The following is an 18,930-nucleotide window of genomic DNA, read 5'->3' as shown; positions in this document are numbered from 1 at the left end:
CTTAGCATAGCGTGCTCTGGTGATGCAATAATGCAGCGAATAAGCAGCACAATGCTGCAACTACGCATCGTTGGGGGTCGCTATGAATTGGGATGATGCGCGGGTGTTCCTGGCGGTGTGCCGTGCGACGACATCGCGCGGTGCCGCCCGGGTGCTGGGGGTGGATCAGGCCACGGTAGGGCGACGGATCAATGCTTTGGAGAAATCCTTGGGTGCCACCTTGTTCCTGCGCACCAGCGACGGCTTTGCACTGACGGCTGTGGGGGAGGCGGCTTTGCGTTCGGTGGAGAAAATGGAGCGCTCAGCCCTGGACCTCGAGCGCCAGATCCAGGGCATGGATGATCGCCTCACCGGAACTGTGCGCGTCAGCACCACCGACTCCCTTGCCATTGATTTCCTGATCCCGGCCATTGCCCGGCTGCACGACCAGCATCCCGATGTGCGCGTGCAGTTGGACGCCTCCACTCAATTCCTCAGCCTGGCCAAGCGCGAGACTGATATCGCCGTACGCAACGCGCGCCCGGACAGCCCCGACCTGCTTGCCCGTCTTATCGGGCGTTGGCCGGTGGGGTTGTTTGCGTCCAAGGCTTATATCGACCGCCACGGCGCGCCGGAGCCGGGCAGCTTGTTCGATGGGCATGACCTGGTGGTTTACCAGCCGCACCTGCAAAGCCAGAAGGACCTGACCCTGGCGTGCGAACCTTTGGGTCGCGGGCGCATCGTCGCCGCCTTGAGTTCCAGCCTGTTGGTACGCCGCTCCATCGCCGCCGGGATCGGCATCGGTGAGCTGCCGATTCTCACCGGCGAGCGCGACGGCCTGGTACGCCTGTGGCCGCAACGCACGCGGCCGTTGCCCTATGACGTGTGGCTGGTCACCCACGCCGACCTGCGCCATACCGCGCGGGTGCGAGTGGTGATCGATGAAATCGTCGCGGGATTCGCGGCCGCGATGGCCTGAGGTCAGCACAAGCCTGCAAGCGCATGGGTGCGACTGTGGGGACACTGCGGTCAGTCATTGTCGACGGACACAGGTGGTCTATGAACGAAGCAAGAAATCAGAATATCGGGCTGTTGTTCCTGCGGGCCAGCGGGGCGTTGTTCCTGTTGTGGGTACATGGGTTGCCCAAGTTGCTCAACTTCAGCGAACAGTTGAAGCTGATCGAAGACCCGTTTCATCTTGGGGCCCAGGTCACCTTGTTGCTGGCGATTTTCGCCGAGGTGCTGTGCCCGCTGCTGATCATCGCGGGTGTGCTGGTGCGCCTGGCCTGCCTGCCGATCCTGGCGGTGCTGGTGATTGCCTTGCTGGTGGTGCACCCGGAGTGGACGCTGTTCGAGGGACAGTTCGGCTGGCTGCTGTTGATCATCTTTACCAGCATCCTCATTGCCGGACCGGGCCGGCTGGTAGTGGCTCAGCGTTTCGCCTGAGCAAAAAAAGGCCGGGCGAGCCCGGCCAAACAAGGAGAGGATGTTTCAAGCGGTTCAGCGGTTCAGGAACGCCAGCAGGTCTTCATTGAGCCGCTGGGTGTGGGTTGCAGCAAACCCGTGGGGTGCATCCTTGTAGACTTTCAATTGCGCGTCTTTGATCATCTCGGCCGCGACCTTGCCGGTGGTCTCGAACGGTACGATCTGGTCGCCATCGCCGTGGATCACCAGGGTCGGCACGTTGATCTTGGCCATGTCGGGACGGAAATCGGTTTGTGAGAATGCGGTGACGCAGTCCACGGTGGATTTCAGCGAGGCTTGCAGGGCGATCTGCAGGGTTTGGGTGAGCACGCCCTCCGAGACTTCCTGGCCTTTGTTGAGGCCGAAGAACGGGGTGTTGAAATCGCTGATGAATTGCGCGCGATCTTTCAACAGGCCCGCCTTGATGCCATCGAATACGTCAGCGGGGACGCCCTGGGGGTAATCAGGCTTCTGACCAAAGATCGGCGTCACCGCCCCCAACAGCACCAGGCCGGCGACACGGGCACTGCCATGGCGGGCGATATAGCGCGCCACATCACCGCCACCCATGGAAAAGCCCACCATGGTCACGTCCTGCAGGTCCAGGTGTTCGATCAACTGGGCGATATCATCGGCGAAGGTGTCATAGTCATTACCGGTCCAGGGCTGGTCCGAGCGGCCGAAACCACGGCGGTCGAACGCGATGGTGCGAAAGCCGCGGCTGCTCAGGTATTCCATCTGGTATTCCCACATGTCGGCATCCAGCGGCCAGCCGTGGCTGAACAGCACGGGCTTGCCGCTGCCCCAGTCCTTGAAGTAGATCTGGGTACCGTCTTTGGCAACGAATGTGCTCATCTGAATCTCCTTGCTTGAGTGATAAGAGCAGTGAAAAATCCGCGTTACTATTGCCGTAAACCCAACCACAGGCTTGTACGGGTGTGCTTGCATGGGCTTACCAACTGAACTTGAGCTCCATGCCCAGGTAGCTGCTGTCGTGTCCGCCGGCATCGCGCAGGGTTTGGCCGACGGCATAGTGCACAGCTTCGACTGCGCCACTGAGGTTGGACGTAAAAGCGTAGTCGGTGCGCAGTTGACCGTAGGCGCCAGTCCAGCGTTCACCCTGGCCAGCGGTGCCGGCGACGGCCAGGTTCGGCTGGGTGTAGACCGCGTCCGCGGTGGTCTGCCGCCAGAGCAGGCCGATGGCGGTTTGCACGCTGAGCTTGGCGATGGGCTTGACGGTGATCGACGGCTTGACGTGGATCAGGTTGCTGTAGCCCGTATAACCGGCCAGGGAAAAATAGTAGCCATTGGGGAACAGCGGGTTGAAGGTGCCGACGCGACCGTCACCGCTCTTGCGGTCACCGGAGGCGACATCCAGTTGCAGGCCGATACGTGGTTTCCATGCCAGTGTGTCGAAGGTGTAGCCAGTGCGGCTGCCGCCCGCCCAGGCGCGGATGGTCTTGCTGCCCACCGAGCCCCTTTGCAGCATGGCTTCGATATCCCAGTCGAACCCTTGGGCCGCGCCACCCAGGCGTGCGTCGAGCAGCTGGCGGGTCTCGTCGCCGTCGGCGTCCTGATAGTGCGCGGCCCTGCGTTCGTAGACGCCGTAATAGGCTGACAGCTCATTGCTGCCGCCCACCAGACGCTCGACCCGCAGCATGTGAAAGCGCGCATCACGGTTGGATTTGTCATCGAAATGCCGGCCATCCTGGTACTGCACCGGTTGGCTGGCAATCCCGATAAAACGCCATTGTGGCGTTTCCCAATCGGCCCACAAAGCATCGAAGGACTGCCGCACATTCGGGCCGTCCCGTGACGAGATGAAGCGCTGCAAGTCGAAGGCAAAATCCTGGCGGCCAGCCCGTGCCTTGAACGTGCCGGCGCTGAAGGTCTTTACGTACTCGGCAAAGGCCAGGCGCAGGTCGACACGGTTCTGGTCGGCACCGCCGATCGTGGTCTTGTCATAAGCCCGCACATCCTCCAGCTGGGTGAACAGCCGCCAATGCTCGTCCAGGTGCAAGTCGGCATGCACCTGGAAACGCTGGATCAGGTAGCGGTCACGCTGCAAATCGCGCACGCCGAACCCGCTGGCGTCGTTCATCTCGAAGCGTTCGCGCAACGTCGCACCCAAAGACAGATAGGTGAACGGGTTGGCGGCGGACAGCGGGATGTACTTGAGGTTGTCCAATGGTTGCGTGCGCAGTGCCGGATCCTTGAGCACGGACCAGTCCTCCTGCCAACGATTGGCCTTGATCGCCGGACGGGTCGGTTGCGCGTCGGCGTGGGCGCTGCCGGCAAGCAGCGGCCACAGCACGGCCAGGCCCCAGCCTGTACGGCGAATCATTTTGCCGCGGTGAGCTGGTGGATTTCCGCGACGTAGCCGCCGGGGAATTCCACCAACGCGCTGCGACGGCGTTTGCTGTCGAAGCTCGGCACCAGCACTTTGGCCCCTGAGCCGGTGGCCTTGGCCAGCGTGGCGGTCAGGTCGGCCACCTGGTAACCGGTGGTTTCATGGCCAAAGGGGTAGGGCAGTTGGCCGTTGGTGACCAACACCGCCATGCGCCCAAATGGCGACTCGATGTCGACGCGTCGGTACATACCGCTGGCCTGGCCGACGTCGACCCCGGGCGCCTGCTTGTCATCGGCAATGACTTTGCCATGGGAGAAACCGACGAAGGCCTTGATAAAGCGGTCGGCACGGTCTGCGCTGAGGTACACGCGGTTTTCCGGCACCGTCTGGAAGGCGGCGTAATCCGGAGTCTTGGTGTGCCAGTAGAGTTGCATGTTCACGCCGCCTGGCCACTGCACCACGGCATCGCGACCGATGGGGTCGGGAAAGTCGCTGACGATCACCGCGGCACCGTTTTCCCGGGCGGCCTTGAGCGCTACGTCCATGTCCTTGACCAGGTAGCCATTGCGTTCCTGACCAAACGGATGGGGGATGGGCGTGGTGAAACCGAACAGCGACACCGTACCGGCCGGGGTCTGCAGCAATTGCGAGGTGGTGCTGCTTGGCACTGGCAGTACATTGACCACTACCTGGGGCGTACTCTTGCCGCCGAACGTGGCCAGGAAGCTCTGGGCAAAACGCTCCACATCCGCCGGTGCCACATACACATGGCTGGTGTCATATTGCGGCGCTACGGCGACCATCGGCGTAGCCGCCCAGGCGCTGCCCATCATGGCCCCAGCCAGCAACGTCACTGCCAGGGATACCGCCCTCACTTGCCTACTCATGCCTAGTCTCCAGCGCTGTCAAGAAAGTCAAAAGCTTAGGGGCTCAGGCAGTGACGCCGATTGTATGGGCGTGCTTGGTTGAACGGTTCAGCGTCTAAGCGGGTCAACTGCTTCTCAACGTCAGATCACACAGGTGAACGAAATGGCCAAGACTTACAGCTACGCCGCCCAGAACGCCAAGGACACCCTCAAGCCCTACACCTTCGAGCGCCGTGCGCCGGGGGCTGACGATGTACAGATCGACATTCTCTATTGCGGGGTATGCCACTCCGACCTGCACACCGTGCGCAACGAATGGCACAACACCCTTTACCCTTCGGTGCCCGGGCATGAAATTGTTGGCCGGGTGACGGCGGTGGGCGCCAATGTGAAAAAATTCAAGGTCGGCGACCTGGCCGGTGTCGGCTGCATGGTCGACAGCTGTCAGCAGTGCGCATCCTGCGCGGAGGGCGAGGAGCAGTACTGCGAGAACGGCTTTACCGGTACCTATAACGGCCCGGTGTTCGGCGGTGAAAACACTTTCGGCGGCTACTCGGACAATATCGTGGTCAAGGAGCAGTTCGTACTGCGCATCTCCCACGACGCCTCGAACCTGGCAGCCGTGGCGCCGTTGTTATGCGCGGGCATCACCACTTACTCGCCGCTGCACCACTGGAAGGTCGGCCCCGGCCAGAAAGTCGGTGTGGTCGGCCTTGGCGGGCTGGGCCACATGGCGGTCAAGATTGCCCACGCCATGGGCGCCCACGTGACGCTGTTCACCACCTCCCCGAACAAACGCGAAGACGGCCTGCGCCTGGGTGCCGACCAGGTGGTGGTGTCCAAAAACGCGGATGAAATGGCCAAGGTCGCCAATAGCCTGGATTTCATCCTCAACACCGTCGCTGCACCCCATGACCTGGATGCCTTCCTCAACCTGCTCAAGCGCGACGGCACCATGACCCTGGTCGGCGCCCCCGACAGCCCGCACCCGTCGCCTACGGTGTTCAACCTGATCTTCAAGCGCCGCAGCCTGGCCGGCTCGCTGATCGGTGGCATCCAGGAAACCCAGGAGATGCTGGATTTCTGTGCCAAGCACGGGATTGTCTCGGATGTGGAAATGATCGATATCCAGGGCATCAACGAAGCCTATGAGCGCATGCTCAAGGGCGATGTGAAATATCGTTTTGTAATCGATATGGACAGCTTGAAGCGAGAAAACCACGCAGCCTGAAACGCCGCGGATCCAGTGTAGGAGGGGCGGTGCCCCAATGACCATGGGTATTTACACAACTTTGGTTACGCCGCTGGACCTGTGGGAGGGGGCTTGCTCCCGATAGCGGCCTCACAGCCGACGAGGATGTTGGACCCTGTACATATCCATTATGTAGGTAACGGCCGCCATCGGTTCCGCTCTTACAGCGGCTCACTTTTGGAAGGACCGGAATGCCGGCCCAGCCAAAAGTAAGCATAAGGTCCTCGCCCCACCACTCGGCACCTCGCCCAGGCTCGGTGTGCCCGTAATCCGACTTGGATTTGGGGGGCGGCCGCCACGCGCCATCCATGGCGCGGGGCGGCTAAACCGGCATACCTGCCGGTTTACCCCCCAAATCCCTGTCGAATTCCGGCCAGCGTGGTTTGACGGGGCGCCTGAGATCAAAAGCAGATCAAGATCAAGAGCGGCTCGCTTCGCATCATGGTTACTGATGGTGGCTGCGTGAGTTGTGTAGATATTCATGAGCCGATGAGGGAGTGTCAGATGAACATATCTGAGGCTGTCCCAGCGTCATCGGGAGCAAGCCCCCTCCCACATTTTGACCGAGTAGGCTAAACAGCTCGCAGTTGGGTATCACGCCACCATAATGATCTTCGACACCAACTCCACCACGGTCTTGGCCTGCAGCTTCTTCATCAACCGCGCCCGATGCACCTCCACCGTTCGATGGGAGATCGCCAGGCGCAGGGCGATTTCCTTGGACTTGAAGCCATTGACGATGTGCATGGCGATCTCGCGCTCCCGCGGTGTGAGGTCGCCGGTGCCCTGGTGCAGGCGGTCCAGGCGTTCGAAGTGCCAGATCATCAGTTTGAACGGGTCTTTGGGGGTGAGGGTGTAGCCGTGGGACTTGGCCCAGAAGACTTCGCCGTTATGATGCTGCATGAAGCGCTCATCGGAGTAAAAGCCGTTGTCGCTGTCGAGCAGCCAGTCATGGCTGCGCTTGCCGATGGCGTGGTAGTCGGCCTGGGACGGGTAGATCAGCAGTGTCAACTGATTGACCAGCGCGTCGCGTGTATAGCCGAACAGTTTCAGGAAGGCGTCGTTGCAGTCGAGTATCACACGATTGCTCGTGACGATCTGCGGGGCAGGAGACAGCTTGAACGCCAGGCGTTCGAGGTCTTGGAATTGTTGTGCTAGCGCGTTCATGGGCGTCCTGCCTCGTTGTTCAATACCCTGGCGCGCTACTTACCTATGTAAGTAGTTACACGAATTGGCGCGCGACCGGGGGTGGGTCATTGTAGGTAAAGTCCGGATCAAGAACAGAAGAAATTGATTATGCCTGCTGATTGCGTCTCCATTGTTGCCGCTGGTCACTCCCGTTTCGGTCGCCTGGAAGGCACCACGCTGGAAGACTTGATCGTCCAGGTCACCCGTGAAGCCCTGAGCGACGCCGCGATTGACGCGTCGCAAATCGACGCGCTGTTCCTCGGCCATTTCAATTCGGGGCTGGTGCCCGATGGGTTTGCTGCCTCGTTGCTGTTGCAGGCCGACCCCGGGCTGCGCTTCAAACCCGCCACCCGCTGCGAAAACGCCTGCGCGTCCGGCTCGGCGGCGATCCAGGCGGGGGTCAATGCGATTCTCTCCGGCAGCGCCGAACTGGTGCTGGTGGTGGGCGCCGAAAAGATGACCCACACCAGCACCGCCGCCGTCACCCAGGCCCTCGCCGGTGCCGGCTACCAGAATGACCCGGCCGAAGCCGGCCTGAGTTTCCCGCAGCTGTTTGGCCGCGCTGCGCAGCAATACGCCGAGCGCTACCACTGCCCGCTGGGCTCGATGGCGGCCATCGCCACCAAGAATCACTCCAACGCCATGGCCAACCCGCTGGCACAGATGCATCGGGAAATGAATTTCGAGCACTGCAACAACGTGTCCCAGAGCAACCCGTTCGTGGCCGATTCCCTGCGCCTGACCGACTGCTCGCTGATCAGCGACGGCGCCGCCGCGATCATCCTGGCGTCGCCCAAGCGTGCGCGGGCGTTTCGCCGCGATGTGCAGATCCGGGCGATGACCCAGGTCAACGACACCTTGCCCATCGCCCAGCGCGATATCCTGGCGTTTGAGGGCCCGCAGCGGGCGATCCATTCAGCCCTGCGCGGGGCGAATGTGACCTTGGCCGACCTGAGCTTCGCCGAGGTTCATGACTGCTTCACCATCGCCGAGTTGCTGATCTACGAAGCCATGGGCCTGGCGCCCAAGGGCGAGGGGCATCGCGTGCTCGACAGCGGCGTGGTGCGCGCCGGCGGGCGCTTGCCGGTGAATCTTTCCGGTGGGCTCAAGGCCAAGGGGCATCCCGTCGGTGCCACGGGGGTCTCCATGCATGCCTTGGCGTTCCGGCAATTGACCGGCGAGCCGATTGGCCTGGCGGCGCCCAACCCGGAATTTGGCCTAGTGTTCAACATGGGCGGCATGGCGGTGGCCAACTATGCCTCGGTCCTGCAGGCACGCCGGAGCTGAGCCATGAACATTGCCAACTGGCTGCACGATACCCAGCGTCGTACCCCCCAACGCCCGGCGCTGTTCGACGGCCCCGTGCAGGTGGCCGACTACGCCACCTTCGCCGCCCATGTGCGTCAACGCGCTGCGCACTTGGTGGACCAGCACGGCCTGGTGCCGGGAGATGCGGTGGCGCTGCTGATGAAAAACAGCTGTGACTACCTGGAATTGCTCTACGCCATCTGGTGGATGGGCGCCGTGGCGGTGCCGATCAACGCCAAGCTGCACCCCAGCGAAGCGGCGTGGATCGCGGACAACGCCGAGGCGCGGTTGATCTTTACCGATGGCGGCGGGGTGTTTTCATCGCGGGATTTGGCCCCGCGCTGCAAAGAACTGGACGGCCACCTGCGGCCGCCAGACCGTGGCTGGCCGACCCTGGAGCACCCGGTGCCGCGCCAGGATCAGGATCTCGCCTGGCTGTTCTATACGTCCGGCACCACCGGGCGCTCTAAAGGGGTGATGCTGTCCCATGGCAACCTGGTCGCGATGTCGCTGTGCTACGCCACGGATGTCGATGCGGTCAACGCTGACGATGCGGCGGTGTATGCCGCACCGATGTCCCACGGTGCAGGGCTGTACAACTTTATCCATGTGCGCTGCGGCGCACGGCATGTGGTGCCGGCCTCCCACGGCTTCGACGCCGCCGAGCTGTTCGGGTTGGCAGAGCAGGTGGGCCAGGTGTCGCTGTTTACCGCGCCGACCATGGTCAAGCGCATGGTCGAGCAGGCCCGACGCCAGGATTATCACGGCGCCGGCATCAAGACCATCGTCTATGGCGGTGGGCCGATGTACCTGGCGGACCTGCGTGAAGCCGTCGACACCTTCGGCTCGCGCCTGGTGCAGATCTATGGCCAGGGCGAGAGCCCGATGACCATCAGCGTATTGCCCCGTGCAGTGATCGCCGAACGCCAGCGCCCTGACTGGGACAGCCTCGCCGCCTCGGTGGGCCATGCGCAAGCCTGTGTGGAAATCCGCATCCTCGATACCGAGCACCAGCCACTGCCCACGGGTGAACGCGGCGAAATCGCCGTACGTGGCGCCACGGTCATGCAAGGCTACTGGCGCAACCCGCAGGCCACGCGCCAGACACTGGTGGACGGCTGGCTGCTGACCGGCGATATCGGCTACCTCGACGCGGCCGGCTACCTGACCCTGACGGATCGTTCCAAGGACGTGATCATCAGCGGCGGCAGCAATGTATACCCCCGTGAAGTTGAGGAAGTGCTGGCCCAGCATCCCGACGTATTTGAAGTGTGCGTAGTGGGAGAACAGGACGCGCAATGGGGCGAGTCGGTAGTGGCCTTCATAGTCACCCGTAGCGGCCAGCCCCTCGACGAAAGCGAACTCACCGCCTGGTTCCTGGCGCGCATGGCCTCGTTCAAAAAACCGAAAAAGTACGTGTGGCGTAGCGAGCTGCCGAAGAACAGCTACGGCAAGATTCTCAAGACCGACTTGCGGCAGTGGTTGAAAGCAGCGAGTATCGCCGCGCTTTGACATGGATCGACAATCAGACAAGGAGTCCCCTCGATGGGCAATCCCGCACAAGACACTGTCCGCAAGCGCCGCCGTGCGTTTCTGGGTGCTACCTCCGGCCACTTGATCGAGTGGTACGACTACGGCGTCTACGGTTTTCTCGCCGTCTATATCGGTCAGGCGTTCTTCGTCTCCGATGACCCCACCACCAGCCTGTTGGCCAGCTTCGCTGCGTTTGCCCTGAGCTTTTTTATCCGCCCCTTGGGCGGGCTGTTCTTCGGCCCGCTGGCGGACAAGATCGGCCGGCGCAAAACCCTGATCATGGCGCTGGTGATGATGACCGGCTCCACGGTGATGCTCGGCCTGTTGCCGACCTACGCCAGCCTGGGCATTGCCGCGCCGATCCTGCTGATCCTCGTGCGCTGCGTACAAGGCTTCTCGGCCGGGGGTGAGATCGGCACCGTCACCAGCTTTATCTCCGAATACGCCGGACCTGGCCGCCGCGGCTTCGCCACCTGCTGGTTGATGGTCACCGCCGTGCTTGGCCTGTTGCTGGGCGGCGCCGTGGCCAACGGCATGACCTGGGTGCTGGGCGCAGACGTCATGCAGGAATGGGCTTGGCGCATCCCGTTCCTGATCGCCGCCCCCCTGGGCTTTATTTCCATGTACATCCGCCTCAAGCTCGAAGACAGCCCCGAGTTTTTAGCCCTGCAACGCGCCGGGCAAACCTCGCGAGCGCCACTGCGGGACGTGTGGCAGTACAAGCGTGCGATTGCCCTGGTGTTCTTTATCATCACCCTGCACAGCTCGATCTTTTACCTGGTGCTGACCTTCGCCTCGACCTACATGGCCAAGATCCTCAAGTTCGACAGCGGTACGACCTTGCTCTACGTGTTCGTCGCCAGCTTTTCGGCGGCCTTCGTGATGCCGTTTGGCGGGGCATTCACCGATAAGTACGGGCGCAAGCCGTTTCTGATGGTGATCGGTACGTTGGCGACCCTGGCGATGTTCTGGCTGTTCAAGTCGGCCCCCACCGCCACGCCTGCGTCGTTCTTTGCGCCGCTGATGGCGGTGGCGATTTTGTTCGGGCTGTATGCATCGTCGACCTATGCGTTGATGAGCGAGCTGCTGCCGACGCGGATTCGCTCCACCGGAATTGCGGTGGCGTATAACGTACCGGTGGCGGTATTTGGCGGCAGTGCGCCGTTGATTTCCACCTGGTTGATCAAGGTAACGGGGGATATTACCTCGCCGTGGTATTTCTACGTGGCAACCGGGGTGGTGTCGTTGGTGGCGCTGGTGGTGTTGCGCAAGGAGGACTTCGTCGCCAGCGGTCTGCCGGTTGCAGTGCCGGCGGATGCGGCATTGGCCTGATGCCAAAATGTGGGAGGGGGCTTGCTCCCGATGGCGGTGAGTCAGTCACGGATGCACTTACTGACACGTCCTCATCGGGAGCAAGCCCCCTCGCACATTTTGAGCTGCATACGTCTGCTTAATGGTTAATAGTGGGCATGCTGTAACCTACCGAAAACCGAGTGAGTTGCGATGCTGGCTACCCGTCTGACCCTGATCTGCCACGCCGTCACCCCCCTGCAAAAACAGGGGCGTTTTCCCGACGACGAATCCGTGGCCATGGACTGGCAGAGTGCGGCGTTATCCCTGGCAGGACGCTATAAAAAACAACCCCGCCTGCTGTGCGCCCCCGAGGCCAGAGCACGCCAGACAGCCAGCTTGTTCGGCGATAATGCCGAGGTTGAAATGGCGCTGCGCGATGCTGATTTCGGCTTATGGAAAGGCCAGGACATCAGCCAACTCGATAGCCAAGAGTTGACGGCCTGGACCACCGACAGCACCAGCGCACCCCACGGCGGCGAGTCGGTGGAACAGGTTTGCGCCCGGGTGGGCCAATGGCTCAAATCCCTCGAAACCCATCCCGGCCACGTAGTCGCCGTGACCCACCCGTTCATCATCCGCGCTGCGATGCTGTACTTGTTGCAGTTTCCGGTTTCGATGTTCTACCGGATAGATGTTGAGCCATTATCGTCGGTGGAGTTACGGTTCAATGGGTGTTGGCGGTTGCGGTTAATGGCGTGAAACACGCATGCCTTACCGCTCGGTACAGGCATGTGGCAAAATGGCATTACTTGTCGGTGCCAGTGCCCGGTCCACGACACACGACTTTTTGGATTGGCCTAATGATTGACGGGTTGCGTAAGGGATTCTATGCAGATGAACAAGTTGATTGCGGTCAAGACAGGTACGAATAAATTTGAATTCGAAAATGAAGAGAGCCTGAAATGGAATGGCTTTTTCGATGTGGATACGATTCGGTTGATTCTGGGTAATAACGGCTCTGGAAAAACCGCCTTGTTGTGTGACATGGCAGCGTATATTTCATCGCCTGTCTCTACCCCTCGAAGAGCCGTTTATGATGATCGGGAAACATCGTCGGAGAAACTGTCTGACGAAGAGCTTGAACGTATTGGTGTGATTTACTTTTCTCCTGTTCCCTACCGCCGCAGGCTACCGTTTCGTAACCGATTCTTCGATGCTTCGCCTCGGTTTGGAAAGGTAGAAGACTCTGCGCGAGTCGAGCAGTTCTACCAAGTGGCCAGCGATCTGGAACTGAACACAAGCTTGAGGGCAGAAGTATGTTATGAGTTTGAGCTGTTCAAGACCGTGTTGGCTCCCGCGCTTGTCGTCATGAGCAAGCTTGCCGGTTTTCAAACAGCGCACAAGCCGGTGATTACCTTTTTATCTGAATACGCGAAAATTCTAAAAAAGCGCCAGTTTTTCAGCTCGGATTACTATGAAAATGAGCGCTCGAATATCCAGATTGAGCGTTCGCTCGATACCTGTGTGCTTAGGTTGGAGCGTTTTGTTCTGTCGAAGCTTCCCCGCGCCAGAAGCGAAAAAATAGTCATGCTCGCTGCCTTAACGTCAGTCGCAAAGAAAATTCCTGATCATGATCGTATTGGGCGATTTTTCTTTAATTTTTTCGAGCTCGCCAGCGATGTTCGTTACGAACGGGATGAGGAAGTATTCGATTTACTGATGACGACTCAGGGCGCCACGCTTAAGTCTATAAAGGATGGAGCGAAGGGTGATATTCGCAAACACCCCCGATCCTATTCATTTGCTATAAGTTCGGCAGCAGAAATCAAAAAAATAAAAATGTCGACCGCTGCAGTCGAAGTGCGTTGGACAGATCAAAGCTCGGGTGTAAGAGCCTTGGTTGACCAGTTTTTTTTGCTTCGCCAAGGTTTTGTAACCATGGCCGCGAAAAAATTAAACCACGTCATGGTGCTTATCGATGAGGGCGATGCCTATCTTCATCTGGAATGGCAGCGCCGTTATATTTATTTGCTGAATAAATTCCTGGCAGGGGTGAAATCCGAGTTCCACATGGAGATCGTGCAGGTAGTGGTTGCCACGCACTCCCCGGTGATAACAGGTGATTTTCCAGCGTGTATGGTCACTAACCTGGATCAGAAGGTCACGCCTCAGAATACGTTCGCGGCTCCATTGGAAGACATTATCCTGAACTCTTTTGGAACTGCTGCCATTGGTGAGTTTGCGGCGGAAAAGATAAATGCACTCAATGAGCGTCTTGAACAGGGCGTTTCTTCGGCATTGGATAAACTATTGCTTGAGAGCATTGGCGATATTGGCATCAAGGACGCGCTATATCGTGCTCCGGAGAGGCGATATTTATGATTATTAATATTGCGCGGGTGTGGGAGGATATCGCGGTCAGGCACAGGTTATTCATGCAATGGAAGCTGCAACGGCTGACTGATGTCTTAAGGGAATTCGTCGGGCCGGGCATGATTCAGCATCGTCTTGTCGAGTTTTTGGATAAACACCGGGGCGCCATATGTGGGTGTGACCCCGTGCCGCTGCCGGGTGTGATTGTTGCCTTCAACCAGACTTTTACTCGTAGGGCTGATATTGACTATGTAAATGGGTTTTTCAAAAAATATCTGTGCTACAAGGAGTTTTCAGCCAAAGAGAAGGTTGTCTTGTTAAAAAGATGGGATGCCTACGCGTTGCTTATATCCAATCGATCGAGAATTTGTCCTTACTGTCATATATCACCCATTGATACTTATGTCAGTCCTGATGGGTTGAAAGCGTACAGGCCAAATATTGATCACTATTACCCGCACGCCGAATTTCCTTTGCTGGCATTAACCATGGGGAATTTTATCCCCTGCTGCGAAAAGTGTAACGGGCCGCAAATGAAAGGCACTACCCGGTTTGACTTGACGCCTCACCTGCACCCCTTGGTGGATCCGGAGAACATATCTTTCAGGCTTACACATAAGGGCGGGAAGTTGGACTTGAATAAATTAAGACTTCAGGCCGACAGTACGTCCTATGAAATTGAGGTGATGGCAACCCATGGCACCTGCCAGAAGGTGGACAATTCAATCGCGACCTTTCGCTTAGTCCCTCGTTATCAGGTCTGCGTACCCGATGCGCTATATGTTGCGAAACTCTCCAGGCTAGGGGGCAGATACAGGATGTTGACCAAGATACTGACAAAATTGAATTTCTCTGACAAACACCCCCTGGGCTTTAATGAAGCGGACGACAGTTATAAAAACGTGATCGCAGGTAAACTCAAACTTGACATCGCCCGGCAGTTCAAGGTGATTTGACCCAGCAGGGCAACCCAGTAACATGGCAGCATTTTCACGCCCGGCACTGAGAGCACCCCATGAAACGCATCCTGATCATCGGCATTGGCGCCGGCAACCCTGACTACATCACGATGCAGGCCGTGAAGGCGCTGAACCGTACCGACGTGTTCTTCCTGATGGATAAGGGCCAGAGCAAGGACAAGCTGATCGACCTGCGCCGTGAAATCTGCGAGACCTACATCACCGAGCCCGGCTACCGTTTTGTCGAGGCCGACTGCCCTGAGCGCGTGCGCGGTGAGATCGACTACACCACTGCCGTGCAGGACCTGAACCGCGATAAGCAGCAGACTTTCGAACGCATGATCAACGAGGAAATGGCCGACGGTGAAGTGGGCGCATTCCTGGCCTGGGGCGATCCTGCACTCTACGACAGCACCATCCGCATTCTGCAGGCGATCCTTGCCAGTGGCCGTTGCGTGTTCGAATTCGAAGTGATCCCGGGCATCACCAGCGTGCAGGCCCTGGCAGCCCAGCATAAGGTGCCGCTGAATCGCATCGGCAAGTCCATCGAGATCACCACCGGGCGTCGCCTGGCAGCGGGGCAGGCGAGTGATGCCGATACCCTGGTGGTGATGCTCGACGCCGAAGACTCCTACCGCAGCGTCGCCGACCAGGACCTGGAGATCTACTGGGGCGCCTACCTGGGCACGCCGGACGAGATCCTGATCAGCGGCAAAGTCGGTGAAGTAGCGCAAGAGATCGAACGGGTACGCAAGGCTGCGCGCCTGGCCAATGGCTGGATCATGGACACTTATCTGTTGCGCAAACCCTGAGGACGCTTCCCCATGCTCAAACTGTTTGCCCTGGCGCTGACCCTGGTCGCAAGTGCCGCCCACGCCGACTCCACCTTGCACACCGACTTGCCGCTGGCGTACCTGGAACAGACCCAGGGCGATGCGCGCAACCAGCCGCTGGTGATTTTCCTGCACGGCTTTGGCAGTAACGAGGAAGATTTGTTTGGCATCAAGGACGCGTTGCCGTCCACCTGGACCTACCTGTCGGTACGCGCGCCGATGCCGGTGGAGCCGCAGGGTTATCGCTGGTTTACCAAGACGCCCGGTGACGGTGAGTACGACGGCGTGCCCGCAGACTTGCAGAGCAGCGCCAGGCTGATCAGGGAATTTGTTACGAAGGCCACGGCTAAATACCACACACAAAGCGACCGGGTGTTTCTGGTGGGGTTCAGCCAGGGCGCGATCATGTCTTACGAAGTGGCGTTGCGTGATCCGGAGTTGGTACGCGGTATGGCGGCGCTCAGCGGCAGTGTGCTGCCCATGCTCAAGTCTGCGCTCAAACCGGATGAATCCATGGGCAAACTGGCGATCTTTATCGGCCACGGCACGTTGGACCAGGCGCTGCCATATACGTCAGCCACTCGGGCCTATGAGGTGCTGGCGGGGCTGGGCTTGAAGCCGGAGTTTCATGGTTATCCGGGGATGAATCACACGATCAGCGAGGCGGAAGTGCAGGATCTGAAAGCCTGGCTAGAGAAAAACTTGAAGTGAAATGCGGTTAAAAATGTGGGAATCCCCACCACATCTTCGATGTGACGCTGTCGCGCAGCAACCTGGGCCGCCTCCAAAATATCCGGCGTTAAGACTGAATTTTAACTATTTAAAATCAGTAGCTTACTTGAAGTTTGATAAGAGGGGGGCTTGCCCCCGATGGCGGTGCGTCAGTTATAGATGTATCAACTGACACTCCCTCATCGGGAGCAAGCTGCCTCCCACATTTGATTTGTGTTGTCTGGGAAAATTGGGTTACTTACCGCCAGTAATCTGCTTCACCAACTGCGCATGCCCCTTCACATCATCAGCCCGGGAAATCGCCTGGATCACCAACAATTGGTTGCCGGAACCGCCGAGGATAGTGGAGTTCAAGGTCTTGCCGCCGCCCTGGGTAGCAGTGCTGTCCACCTGGCGCAGACCGAGGCCCTTGTAGGTGAGTTTCTTCTCGCCCTGTTTCTTGAAGTCAGGCAGGGCGGCGCTCTGGTCCTTGACGAAATCGGCCACCGCGCCATCGAGGAACTGTGGATCGTTATCCTTGATGGCCGCGCCGTCTTTGCGCACGGTTTCGGCGACGATCACCACGCTTTTCGTGGTCGGGTTGGCGTACAGGGTGCCTCGGGTATCGGCGGTGCCGTCATCGGCCTTGCCAGAGGGCAGGGCATCGGCACTGTAGGCCTTGGGCAGGTCGAAAGTGAACTTGCCACCCAGGGTGGAGATCGTCTGCGTGTCTGGCTTGGGGGCCGCGAATACGCTGCCGGCGCTCAGCGCCAGGCTCAGCAGTAGTGCGGACTTGGTGAAAGTGGCCATGAAGCACTCCAGGGATGAACGAAATTGCGATCTATTCTGTCAGAAAATTCGTAACTTCGTTCATCTCCAGCCTCAGACCTTGCCAGACTCTTCCTCAAGCCTGTCCATCTCGAACAGTCGCGCCAGCTCCGCCCGGGCCTCCTGGGCGGTTTGCATGACTTTGGCCGCGTCGTCGTACACCGCGTGTTGGGCGGCGAGCACTTGCTGGTCGTGATTCTTGAAGCGGTTGATGCGTGCGTCAGCCTGAGCCTGGGTCAAGCCCAGGCCGACCAGGGTGCGGCGGCTCATTTCCAGGCTTGAATAGAAGGTTTCGCGCACCGGTGAGGCGTCCAGGTCTACCAGCCGGTGTACGTGCTGGCGGTTACGGGCGCGGGCGATGATCTTCATATGCGGATAGAGGTTGCGCACCAGTTCGGCAGTCTTGATGTTGATCTCCGGGTCGTCCATGGCGATGACAAAAAATTCCGCCTGGTCGACCTTGGCCGCATGCAGGATTTCCGGGCGCTGGGGGTCGCCGTAGAACACCGGCATGCCACCAAAGCTGCGGGTCAGCTCGATGGTTTCCACCGAGGTGTCGAGGGCGATGAACGAAATGTTCTGCGCACGCAGGATCCGCGCCACGATCTGGCCCATCCGGCCCATGCCGGCGATGACCACGCGGGGGGCGTCGCTCTCGATGGCGCGGTATTCCTCCGGCACTTCCACCGGCTTGACCTTGGGCTTGAACAGCTTCGGGCACACCAGCAGCAACAGCGGGGTCACGGCCATGGACAAGGTGATGGTCAGCACCAGCACGTCGTAGAGGTGCGGTTCGAACAAGCCCTGGTCGCGGCCGATCTTGAACACCACGAAGGCAAACTCACCGCCCGCCGCCAGCACCACACCGAGGCGCAAGGCGCTTTCGCGGTTGAGGTCGCCCACCATTCGCCCCACGGCATACAACAGGGGCAGTTTCAGACCGATCAACAGCAAGGTCAGGCCGATCACTACCAGCGGCGTGCTGAACAGCAGGCTGAGGTTGGCACCCATGCCCACGCTGATAAAAAACAGTCCCAGCAGCAGGCCCTTGAATGGCTCAATCTGGGATTCCAGTTCGTGGCGGTATTCCGAGTCGGCCAGCAGCAGGCCGGCGAGGAAGGCACCCAGGGCCATGGATACGCCGACCAACTCCATCAGCCACGCGGTACCGATCACCACCAGCAGCGCGGTGGCGGTGGAGACTTCGCGCAGGCCGGTCTTGGCGACGATGCGAAACACCGGGCGCAGCAGGTAGCGTCCGCCGATGATCACCACGGCAATGCTGCCCAGCACTTGCAACACATGTTGCAGGCCCTGGGCCTCGGTAGTCGGGTGATCGCTGCCGGCCAGCAACGGCACCAGGGCGATCAGCGGGATGGCGGCAATGTCCTGGAACAGCAAAATGGCAAAGGCCAAACGCCCGTGGGGTTGGTTGAGTTCCTTGCGCTCGGCCAGGCTTTGCAGGCCAAAGGCGGTGGACGACAGCGCAAGGCCGAGGCCCAGCACGATGGCGCTGTTCAGTGACTGGCCAAACAGCCACAACGCCACTGCGCCCATGACCATCCCGGTGAGCAGCACCTGGGCCAGGCCGACGCCGAACACCGCCTTGCGCATTACCCACAGGCGCTTGGGCGACAGCTCCAGGCCGATGATGAACAGCAGTAACACCACGCCCAGTTCCGAAAACTGCGCCACGCTTTGTGGGTTGCCGATCAGCCCCAGCACCGAGGGCCCGATGATCACACCGGCGAACAGATAGCCGAGCACCGCGCCCAATTGCAGGCGCTTGGCCAGCGGCACGGTCAATACGGCGGCGAACAGGAACACCACGGCCGCTTGTAACAGGTTGCCTTCATGGGGCATTGCGAACTCCATTGTTTACTTGGATCAACAGCTGACCGCTCCTACGGGGGGACGGAAACAGGGTGCTATTAAAACTCTTTTTCACATTTTGAAACTTGTATTTCTGTCGCGACAGTCAATGGATGTTGGG

The 18,930-nt window shown here is 59.6% G+C and carries 17 protein-coding genes; 11 read left to right on the top strand and 6 right to left on the bottom strand.

What is annotated here, in order from left to right; genetic code table 11:
• Window positions 1–82 precede the first annotated feature (82 nt).
• Window positions 83–958, top strand: a complete 876-nt coding sequence (locus tag QZR30_RS25890; RefSeq protein WP_056846787.1) for a LysR family transcriptional regulator — start codon at window positions 83–85, stop codon at window positions 956–958.
• Window positions 959–1,038: 80 nt separating this feature from the next.
• Complete coding sequence (locus QZR30_RS25885) at window positions 1,039–1,425, top strand: DoxX family protein (RefSeq protein ID WP_046072187.1); 387 nt, start codon at window positions 1,039–1,041, stop codon at window positions 1,423–1,425.
• A gap of 54 nt (window positions 1,426–1,479) precedes the next feature.
• Here QZR30_RS25885 and QZR30_RS25880 read toward each other — a convergent pair whose 3' ends face one another.
• From QZR30_RS25880 to QZR30_RS25870, 3 genes are all read right to left on the bottom strand, one after another.
• Window positions 1,480–2,298: an alpha/beta fold hydrolase gene (locus QZR30_RS25880; protein WP_274358349.1), complete on the bottom strand. Its 819-nt coding sequence runs from the start codon at window positions 2,296–2,298 to the stop codon at window positions 1,480–1,482.
• A 97-nt stretch (window positions 2,299–2,395) separates the two neighbouring features.
• Window positions 2,396–3,787: an alginate export family protein gene (locus tag QZR30_RS25875; protein ID WP_274358350.1), complete on the bottom strand. Its 1,392-nt coding sequence runs from the start codon at window positions 3,785–3,787 to the stop codon at window positions 2,396–2,398.
• On the bottom strand, window positions 3,784–4,680 hold the full coding sequence (locus QZR30_RS25870) for a VOC family protein (protein ID WP_311904540.1): 897 nt from the start codon (window positions 4,678–4,680) through the stop codon (window positions 3,784–3,786). The genes QZR30_RS25875 and QZR30_RS25870 overlap by 4 nt, the downstream gene beginning before the upstream one ends.
• Before the next feature lie 142 nt (window positions 4,681–4,822).
• On the opposite strand from QZR30_RS25870, the gene QZR30_RS25865 reads away from it, so the two are divergent.
• Complete coding sequence (locus tag QZR30_RS25865; RefSeq protein WP_046072191.1) at window positions 4,823–5,890, top strand: NAD(P)-dependent alcohol dehydrogenase; 1,068 nt, start codon at window positions 4,823–4,825, stop codon at window positions 5,888–5,890.
• 615 nt (window positions 5,891–6,505) lie between these two features.
• Here the strand turns inward: QZR30_RS25865 and QZR30_RS25860 are convergent.
• Window positions 6,506–7,078: a LuxR C-terminal-related transcriptional regulator gene (locus tag QZR30_RS25860; protein ID WP_046072192.1), complete on the bottom strand. Its 573-nt coding sequence runs from the start codon at window positions 7,076–7,078 to the stop codon at window positions 6,506–6,508.
• A gap of 129 nt (window positions 7,079–7,207) precedes the next feature.
• Here QZR30_RS25860 and QZR30_RS25855 point away from each other — a divergent pair, with 129 nt between their 5' ends.
• From QZR30_RS25855 to QZR30_RS25820, 8 genes are all read left to right on the top strand, one after another.
• Window positions 7,208–8,386 carry an acetyl-CoA acetyltransferase gene (locus QZR30_RS25855; protein WP_043051716.1) on the top strand — a complete coding sequence of 393 codons (1,179 nt, stop codon included), beginning with the start codon at window positions 7,208–7,210 and terminating at the stop codon, window positions 8,384–8,386.
• A 3-nt stretch (window positions 8,387–8,389) separates the two neighbouring features.
• A complete protein-coding gene (locus QZR30_RS25850) occupies window positions 8,390–9,919 on the top strand; it encodes a class I adenylate-forming enzyme family protein (RefSeq protein ID WP_311904537.1) in 1,530 nt (509 codons plus the stop codon).
• A gap of 33 nt (window positions 9,920–9,952) precedes the next feature.
• Complete coding sequence (locus tag QZR30_RS25845; RefSeq protein ID WP_046072194.1) at window positions 9,953–11,272, top strand: MFS transporter; 1,320 nt, start codon at window positions 9,953–9,955, stop codon at window positions 11,270–11,272.
• A gap of 171 nt (window positions 11,273–11,443) precedes the next feature.
• Complete coding sequence (locus QZR30_RS25840) at window positions 11,444–11,992, top strand: histidine phosphatase family protein (RefSeq protein ID WP_046072195.1); 549 nt, start codon at window positions 11,444–11,446, stop codon at window positions 11,990–11,992.
• A gap of 135 nt (window positions 11,993–12,127) precedes the next feature.
• Window positions 12,128–13,615, top strand: a complete 1,488-nt coding sequence (locus tag QZR30_RS25835) for a hypothetical protein (RefSeq protein WP_145916463.1) — start codon at window positions 12,128–12,130, stop codon at window positions 13,613–13,615.
• The gene (locus QZR30_RS25830) at window positions 13,612–14,562 is read left to right on the top strand and encodes a hypothetical protein (protein WP_311904536.1); all 951 of its coding nucleotides are present in this window, start codon (window positions 13,612–13,614) and stop codon (window positions 14,560–14,562) included. The genes QZR30_RS25835 and QZR30_RS25830 overlap by 4 nt, the downstream gene beginning before the upstream one ends.
• A gap of 59 nt (window positions 14,563–14,621) precedes the next feature.
• The gene (cobF, locus tag QZR30_RS25825) at window positions 14,622–15,377 is read left to right on the top strand and encodes a precorrin-6A synthase (deacetylating) (RefSeq protein ID WP_046072198.1); all 756 of its coding nucleotides are present in this window, start codon (window positions 14,622–14,624) and stop codon (window positions 15,375–15,377) included.
• A 12-nt stretch (window positions 15,378–15,389) separates the two neighbouring features.
• Window positions 15,390–16,109: an alpha/beta hydrolase gene (locus tag QZR30_RS25820; RefSeq protein ID WP_046072199.1), complete on the top strand. Its 720-nt coding sequence runs from the start codon at window positions 15,390–15,392 to the stop codon at window positions 16,107–16,109.
• 255 nt (window positions 16,110–16,364) lie between these two features.
• Here QZR30_RS25820 and QZR30_RS25815 read toward each other — a convergent pair whose 3' ends face one another.
• Both QZR30_RS25815 and QZR30_RS25810 read right to left on the bottom strand, forming a co-directional pair.
• Window positions 16,365–16,919, bottom strand: a complete 555-nt coding sequence (locus tag QZR30_RS25815; RefSeq protein ID WP_068966981.1) for a hypothetical protein — start codon at window positions 16,917–16,919, stop codon at window positions 16,365–16,367.
• A 72-nt stretch (window positions 16,920–16,991) separates the two neighbouring features.
• Window positions 16,992–18,800, bottom strand: a complete 1,809-nt coding sequence (locus tag QZR30_RS25810; protein WP_046072201.1) for a monovalent cation:proton antiporter-2 (CPA2) family protein — start codon at window positions 18,798–18,800, stop codon at window positions 16,992–16,994.
• Window positions 18,801–18,930: the final 130 nt, after the last annotated feature.

This window comes from Pseudomonas sp. rhizo25 (assembly GCF_031931935.1).
Taxonomy (GTDB): domain Bacteria; phylum Pseudomonadota; class Gammaproteobacteria; order Pseudomonadales; family Pseudomonadaceae; genus Aquipseudomonas; species Aquipseudomonas synxantha.
This window is presented reverse-complemented; position numbering and strand designations above follow the sequence as displayed.